Consider the following 7,877-nt stretch of genomic DNA (forward strand, 5'->3'; position numbering starts at 1 on the left):
CCGCAATGGATGCGGGGTGCGGCGCCTTTCCGGGTCCTGCCCGGCGGGGCGTCAGGCGTACTGGGCGACGAGGCTGCGCGGGCGGATGTCGGTCCAGTGGGTGGTGACGTACTCCAGGGCCTCGGTCCGGCCGGTGGGGCCGTGGACGCTGGTCCAGCCGCCGGGGACGTCCGCGAAGGCCGGCCACAGGGAGTGCTGGCCCTCGTCGTTCACGACGACGTGGAAGGTGCCCTCGGCGTTGTCGAACGGGTTGACGGAATCGCTCATGACTGGATCCTCATTTCCTTCTTCTGCAGGGCGGAGAGTTTCTCCGAGAGAATGCTTCCGATGTGTGCGAGTGGTTCGGGTCCGGCCATTTCGAGGTGGCCGCATTCGACGGTGTGGTTGTCGACGATTCCCTGGGTGAGGGGAATCCAGGTGGCGGCGAGGAGGCCTTCGGGCTCCCCCGGCCTGCGGGCGGTGAAGAACACCACGTCGGTGTCGGCGACGCCGGGCACGTGCCGGGCCATGAGTCCGGCGTGGGTCTCGGAGGCGCGGAGCACCGCGCGCAGCTCCGCGTCGGAGAAGCCGGCGAGGACGGGGTCCTCGCGGCGGATCCGCTCCGTCGCCTCCGCGAGGTCCCCGGCCGGCGCCTCGGCGGCCCGTTCCTCCGGCGGCAGTACGGAGACGCTGCCGGGTCCGGTCTGGTGGGCGTCCATCAGGGCCAGGAGCTCGACCCGCTCGCCGGCCTCGCGGAGCCGTACCGCCATGGTGTGGGCGACGACGCCGCCGTACGACCAGCCGAGCAGCCGGTAGGGGCCCCAGGGCTGGATCCGGCGGATCCGCTCCAGGTAGTCGTCGGCCATCTCCTCGACCGTGCGCGGCCGGTGGCCGGGGTCGCTCAGGGCGCGGGCCTGGAGGGCGTAGAGCGGCTGGTCGTCGCCGAGGTGGCGGGCGAGGCCCGCGTAGGCCCAGCCGACGCCGGTCCCGGGGTGGACGCAGAACAGCGGGCGGCGGGTGCCCCGGGTGCTGAGCGGCAGCAGGACGCCCAGGGCGGCGGCCGTGCCGTCGTCCCCGTTGCCGTCCCCGGCCCCGGCCTCGTCCTCGTACGAGCCGAGGAGTCCGGCGGGGGTGGGCAGGCGGAAGAGGTCGCGGACGGTGCGCTCGACGCCCAGGACGCCGCGCATGCGGTTGACCAGGCGGACGCCGAGCAGGGAGTGGCCGCCCAGGGAGAAGAAGTTGTCGTCGATGCCGACCTCGGGCACGTCGAGGATCTCGGCGAACAGGGCGCACAGCACCTCCTCGCGCGCGTTGCGGGGCCGCCGTCCGCCCTCGGCCGGGGCGGGCCGGTGCGGGGCGGGGAGGGCCGCGCGGTCGGGTTTGCCGTTGACGGTCAGCGGCAGGGCGTCGAGGACGACGACCGCGGAGGGCACGAGGTGTTCGGGGAGCGTCGCGCGGGCCGCGGCGAGCATTTCGGCCTCGGTGAGGGAGTGGCCGGCGCGGGGGACGGCGTAGCCGACGAGGGTCTTCTCGCCGGGCCGGTCCTCGCGGACCACGGCAAGGGCCTGTCCGACGGCGGGGTGTCCGGCGAGCGTCCGCTCGACCTCGCCGGGTTCGATCCGCACGCCGCGCAGCTTGATCTGGCCGTCCGCGCGGCCGAGGAAGCGGAGTTCGCCGTCGGGGGTCCACAGGACGCGGTCGCCGGTGCGGTACATGCGGCTGCCGTCGTTCTCGAACGGGTCGGGGACGAACCGTTCGGCGGTCGTGCCGGGGCGGCCGACGTAGCCGCGGGCCACGTGCGCGCCGGCGATGTACAGCTCGCCGGGGACGCCGGGCGGCACGGGTCGCAGCGCGTCGTCGAGGACGTGGCTGCGGGTGTTGTCCATGGGCCGGCCGAGGTGGACGCCGGCGCCCCGCAGGGCGCGCTGCCCGGTGGTGAACCACTGGTTGTGGGAGGCGAAGGTGGTCTCGGTGGGTCCGTAGGAGTGGACGAGGACGGTGTCGGGGCAGTGGGTGAGGACCCGTTGGACGGCGGCCGGCGAGGCGACGTCCCCGCCGGTCCACACCTCGCGCAGTGCCCGGAGGGTGTCCAGGCCCTCGTCGGCCATCACGTGGAACAGGCCCACGGTGAAGTAGGCGCCGGTGACGCCGTGCCGGTGGACGGCGCGGGCGGTCTCGGCGAGGTCGGTGCCGTCGCCGGGGGTGACGACGAGGCTGCCGCCGCCGAGCAGCGGCACCCAGGTCTCGAAGACGGAGGCGTCGAAGCCGGTCGCGGAGTGCACCAGCATCCGCCGGGGTCCGCCGGCGGCGAGGTCGCGGTCGGCGGCGAGTTCGAGGACGTTGCGGTGGGTGACGCCGACGCCCTTGGGCCGGCCGGTCGATCCGGAGGTGAACATCACGTACATCAGGTCGTCCCCGGTGGCACGGGAGGCCTCGGTGGCGCGGGAGACCTCGGTGGCACGGGAAACCTGGGTGGCACGGGCGGCCTCGGTGTCGCGGGCGGCCTCGGTGTCGCGGGCGGCCTCGGTGATGCGGGCGGCCTCGGTGTCCCGGGCGGCCCCGTGCTCCTCCTCCCCCGGCTCCGCGCCGGGCCCGGCGGGCGCGTCGACGGCGAGGACGGGGGCGGGGAAGCCGTCCGGGAGGGCGGCGGCGTGCGCCGTGTCGGTCGCCACGAGACGGGCTCCGGCGTCCTCGGTCATCAGCCGGATCCTGGCCTCGGGGAGGCGGGGGTCCAGCGGGAGGTACGCGGCGCCGCACTTGAGGACGGCGAGCGCCGTCACCACCAGGGGCACGCCCCGGTCGAGGAGGACGCCGACGGTGTCGCCCCGGCGCGTTCCGGCCGCGCGGAGGCGGGCGGCGAACGCGTCGGCACGGGCGTCGAGTTCGGCGTAGGTGACGGTCTCGTCGTCGGTGACGAGTGCGGGGGCGTCGGGGGTGCGCGCGGCCCGGCGGGCGATCCGCTCGTGGACGGTCTCCGGCCCCGGGGGCGGCACGGTGGCGGTGTCGTTGTACTCGGCGCCGAGCCGGAGGCGGTCGGCGTCGGTGAGCAGGCCGACGTCCCCGATCCGTACGCCGGGGTCGGCCGCGGCGGCGCGCAGGGTCCGGTCCAGGTGGGCGGCGAGCAGGGCGGCGGTGGGGGCGTCGAACAGGTCCGTGGCGTACTCCAGGCCGCCGGCCAGGCCGCCGGGGCGTCCTTCCGCGTCCCGCAGCTCCGTCAGGGCGAAGGTGAGGTCGAACTTGGTGGAGACGGTGTCGAGGAGGGCGGGTCCGCCCTCCCGGAAGAGGCCGCGCGTGGCGGCCGCGCCGGGGGTGTCGCGGGTGTAGTCGTGGTGGAGCTGGACGACGACCTGGGCCAGCGGGTGGTGGGCGGTGGTGCGGACGGGGTTGAGGTGTTCGACGACGCGGTCGAAGGGGAGCTCCTGGTGGGCGTAGGCGGCGAGGTCGGCCCGCCGGACCCGTTCGAGGAGTTCGGCGAAGGCGGGGTCGCCCGAGGTGTCGGTGCGCAGCACCAGGGTGTTGACGAAGAAGCCGACCAGGTCGCCGAGGTTCTCGTCGTCGCGTCCGGCGGTCATGGTGGCGAGCGGCAGGTCGGTGCCGGCGCCGTGCCGGGTGAGGACGGCGGCCAGGGCGGCCTGGAGGACCATGAGGAGGGTGGCGCCGCTGCGCCGGGCCAGTTCCTCCAGGGCCCGGTGGGTGGCGGGGTCGAGGGCGACGGGGGCGTGTCCGCCGCGGTGGGTGGCCTCGGCGGGCCGGGGCCGGGCGGCGGGCAGTTCGAGGACGGGCGGCGCGCCGGCGAGGTTCTTCTCCCAGAACTCCAGGTGGTCCCGGGCGGCGGGCCCGTCGGTCAGGTCCCGCTGCCAGAGGGTGTAGTCGGCGTACTGGACGGGCAGCGGCTCCCAGTCGGGGGCGCGGCCCCCGGCGCGGGCGAGGTAGGCGGTGCTGAGGTCGGCGAGGAGCGGCCCGGTGGACCAGCCGTCGGCGGCGATGTGGTGGACGAGGAGGACGAGGACCTGCCCGTCGTCGTGGAGCCCGTCGCCGTACGGTCCGCCGTCGTACGGCCTGTTGTCGTACGACCTGTCGCCGGCGGCCTCTCCGTCGCCCGCCCCTCCTCCGTCCGCCCCGCCGTCGGGCAGCAGCAGCGTGGCCCGCAGCGGCGTGTCCTCGGCCAGGTCGAAGACGTGGCCGGCGGCCGCGGCGACGGCCCCGGGGAGCAGCGCGGCCGGGACGGGCCGCACGTCGAGCGGGGGCCGGACGCCGGTCAGGACCTCCTGGTGGGGTTCGCCGTCGACGGTCCGGTAGCGGGTGCGGAGCACCTCGTGCCGGTCGGAGAGGTCGGCGAGGGCACGGGCGAGGGCGTCCGCGTCGAGCGGCGCGGCCGGCCGCAGGACGAGGGGGATGTTGTAGGAGGCACCGGGGCCTTCGAGGGTGTCGATGAACCACAGCCGCCGCTGGGCGTACGAGAGGGGGAGCCGGTCGGGCCGGTCGGTGCGCGGGACGGGCCGGGGCCGGGCGGTCCCGGCGGCGCCGCCGTTCCCGGTCGCCCGGTCGGCGATGCGGCGGGCGAGGGCGTCGGGGGTGGGCGCGAGGAGGAGGTCGCGGACCTGGACGTCGGCGCCGAGGCGGGCGCGGATCCGGTTGGCGAGGCGCACGCCGCTCATGGAGTGGCCGCCGATGGTGAAGAACCCCTCGTGCGGGCCCACGTCGTCCAGGCCGAGGGCCTCGGCGAAGAGTTCGCGGAGGGTGTCGAGATGGGGCGGGGGCGGTTCGACGGCGGCGTGCGCGGCGGACAGGGCCTCCTCGGCGGCGGTCTCGGCGGCGCGGGCGGCGGTGCGGGCGCGCCGCGCGTCGAGGGCGAGCCGGTCGGCGGGCGCGACGAGCGCGGTGTCCGGGACGGGGTCGCCGGGCCGGTCGGCGGCGGTGCGCAGGGCGCGTTCCAGGGCGGTGAGGAGGAGCCGGGCGGTGTCCTCGTCGAGTACGTCCGTGGCGTGCTCCAGGGCGATCCGCAGTCCGGCGGGGGCGCCGTCGGCGTCGCGGAGCTCCTCGCAGGCGGCGGTGAGGTCGAACTTGGTGGTGGCCGGGCCGTCCTCGGCGAACCGGCCCTCGATCGCGCCGAGCCGGAAGGCCCCTCCCCCGGCCCCGGTGGTCCGCAGGGTGAGCATCACCTGGAAGAGGGGGTGGACGCCGGGCGTGCGGGGCGGGTTGAGGTGTTCGACGAGGAGGTCGAAGGGGAGCCGCTGGTGGGCGAAGGCGGCGAGGTCGGTGTCGCGGACCCGTCGCAGGAGGCCGGTGAAGCCGGGGTCGCCGGAGGTGTCGGTGGGCAGGACGAGCGTGTTGACGAAGAAGCCGACCAGGTCGTCGAGGGCTTCGTCGTCGCGTCCGGCGACGGGGGTACCGAGGGCGACGCGGTCGCCGGCTCCGGCCGCCCGCAGGGCGAGGGCCAGGGCGGTCTGGAGGACCATGAGGACGCTGGCGTCGTGTTCCTCGGCGAGGCGGACGAGCCGGGCGTGGACGCCGGCTCCGAGGACGGTGGTCACCTGGGCGCCGGCGTGGTCGCGGACGGCGGGCCGGGGCCGGTCGAGGGGCAGGTCGGTGGCGTCGGGGAGGCCGTCGAGGGCGGTGCGCCAGTGGGCCAGGCCCCGGGCCGTGACGGAGTCGGGGTCGTCGCCGGTGCCGAGGAGGTCGTGCTGCCAGAGGGTGTAGTCGGCGTACTGGACGGGCAGCGGCTCCCGGTCGGGGGTGCGGCCCTCGACGCGGTCGGCGTACGCCCGGGCCAGGTCGGTCATGAGGGGGGTGAGGGACCAGCCGTCGCCGGCGACGTGGTGGAGCAGGACGGCGAGGGTGGCGCCGGGGCCCTCGTCGGGGAGGAAGAGGGCGACGCGCAGGGGCAGTTCGCGGGAGAGGTCGAAGGTCTCGGCGGTGAAGGCGGCGACCCGGGCGGGGAGTTCGGCGGCGGGGCACTCGACGGTGCGGAGCCGGACGGCGGCGGGGGCCAGGACGTGCTGGTAGGGCTCGTCGTCGGGCGCGAGGAACACGGTGCGCAGGACCTCGTGCCGTTCGGCGAGGTCGGTGACGGCGGCGGCCAGGGCGGTGCGGTCGGGCACCGCGTCCAGGTGGAGGACGACCGGCATGTTGTAGGCGGCGGACGGGCCGTCGAACTGGTTGACCAGCCAGAGGCGCCGCTGCGCGTGGGAGAGCGGCACCCGGTCCCCGGCCGGCAGGGGCTCCTCGTGGACGACGGGCAGGCGCGGGTCGGTGGTGCGCAGCCTCTTCCGGTCGATCTTGCCCGAGCTGGTGCGGGGCAGGGCGACGACGGTGCTGACGGCGGGCACGGCCGCGGGCGGCATCCGGTCGCGCACCCGGGCGCGCAGTTCCTCCGCGCCGGTGCCGCCCTCGGTGACGACGAAGGCGACGAGCCGCTTGACGCCCTCGGCGTCCTGCTGCGCGACGACGGCGGCCTCCCGGACGGCGGGGTGGCCGGCGAGGACGGAGTCGATCGCGGCGGGGTCGATGCGCTGGCCGCCGATCTTCACCTCGTCGTCGAGGCGCCCGTGGTAGAGGATCTGCCGGTCCTCGCCGAGGGTGACGAGGTCGCCGGTGCGGTAGGCGCGCTCGCCGTCCAGGGTGGTGAAGCGGCGGGCGTTGAGTTCGGGCCGGTGCAGGTAGCCGCGGGTCAGGCCGCCGCCCAGGAGCCAGAGTTCGCCGTCGACGACGGCGGCGCGGACGCCGGGCAGGGGGCGGCCGATGGGGACGGGGCCGGACTCGTGCCGGGTGAGGTCGGCGACGGTGGCCACGACGGTGGTCTCGGTGGGGCCGTAGCCGTTGAGCAGCCGGACCCGGTCGCCGGCCGGGCCGCGCCACTGGGCGATCCGCTCGGGCAGGACGGCCTCGCCGTAGACGAGCACGGTGCGCAGGTCGTCCGGGAGGCGGACGGCGCCGGTGGTCAGGACGTGGACGAGCTCGTGCCAGTAGGCGGCGGGCAGGTCGAGGAGGGTGATGCCGTGGCGCTCGCAGCCGGCGAGGAGTTCGCCGACGTCGAGCATGTCGTCGGTGCGCAGGACGAGGGTGCCGCCCGCGCCGAGGGTCGGGAAGACCTCCTGGACGCTGGCGTCGAAGTGCAGCGGGCTGAACTGGAGGACGCGGGAGTCGGGGCCGATGCCGTAGGCGGGGGTCGCGCCGGCGACGAAGTGGGCGAGGGAGTCGTGGGCGACGACGACGCCGTTGGGGGTGCCGGTGGAGCCCGAGGTGTAGATGACGTAGGCGGCGCCCGCCTCCGCGCCGGGTCCTTCGAGGACGAGTTCGCCGTGCCGGGCGACCTCGGCCGGGGTGGGGGCCAGGTCGCCGCAGGCGTCCCGGAGGATCGCCGCGTTGCGGGCGTCGGGGGCCTGGACGTCGAGCGGCAGGTAGGCGGCGCCGGTGGTGAGGACGGCGAGGAGGCCGACGATCGCGTCGGTGCCGCGGGGCCGGTGGAGGGCGACGAGGCGGCCGGGTCCCGCGCCCAGGGCGGCGAGCTCCCGGGCCCTTGCGTCCACGGCCGCGGCGAGCTCCGCGTACGTCAGCCGGGTGTCGGCGTGGACGAGGGCGGGGGCGTCGGGGCGGGTGCGGACCTGGTGGGCGATCAGGTCGAGGACGGGCGGGGCGGGGGCGGGAGAGGGCCCGCCGTCGAGCAGGTCGTCCGTTCTGCTGGGGGGCATGCTGGGTTCCTCCGGTAAGGGGCCGAGAGACCGGGGCGAACGGTTCCCCTCGCCTCCGTGCCCTCCACGCTAGGCGCGGCCCGCCCGCTCCCGGGGCAGTCGGACCGGCGGCTCCGGGCGGCAGAAGGCGCCGCCCGGAGCTGCCGGTGCCGGTCCGTCAGCGGCCCTGGCGCGCCCCCGCCCTGGTCCGGCGCCGCAGCGCCGGGG

The 7,877-nt window shown here is 76.4% G+C and carries 2 protein-coding genes; both read right to left on the reverse strand.

The genetic code is table 11. The features are described 5' to 3' along the window. Positions 1 to 51: 51 nt before the first annotated feature. On the reverse strand, positions 52 to 267 hold the full coding sequence (locus ACWGSR_RS37290) for an MbtH family protein (protein ID WP_125668152.1): 216 nt from the start codon (positions 265 to 267) through the stop codon (positions 52 to 54). Continuing rightward, positions 264 to 7,670 carry an amino acid adenylation domain-containing protein gene (locus tag ACWGSR_RS37295; protein ID WP_453573800.1) on the reverse strand — a complete coding sequence of 2,469 codons (7,407 nt, stop codon included), beginning with the start codon at positions 7,668 to 7,670 and terminating at the stop codon, positions 264 to 266. The genes ACWGSR_RS37290 and ACWGSR_RS37295 overlap by 4 nt, the downstream gene beginning before the upstream one ends. Between the last annotated feature and the right edge of the window lie 207 nt (positions 7,671 to 7,877).

This window comes from Streptomyces sp. NPDC055632, from assembly GCF_053618675.1.

Excerpts from the sequence above, each read along its gene's own strand:
- ACWGSR_RS37295 (WP_453573800.1), bottom strand. The coding sequence starts at position 7,670 with ATGCCCCCCAGCAGAACGGACGACCTGCTCGACGGCGGGCCCTCTCCC.
- ACWGSR_RS37290 (WP_125668152.1), bottom strand. The coding sequence starts at position 267 with ATGAGCGATTCCGTCAACCCGTTCGACAACGCCGAGGGCACCTTCCAC.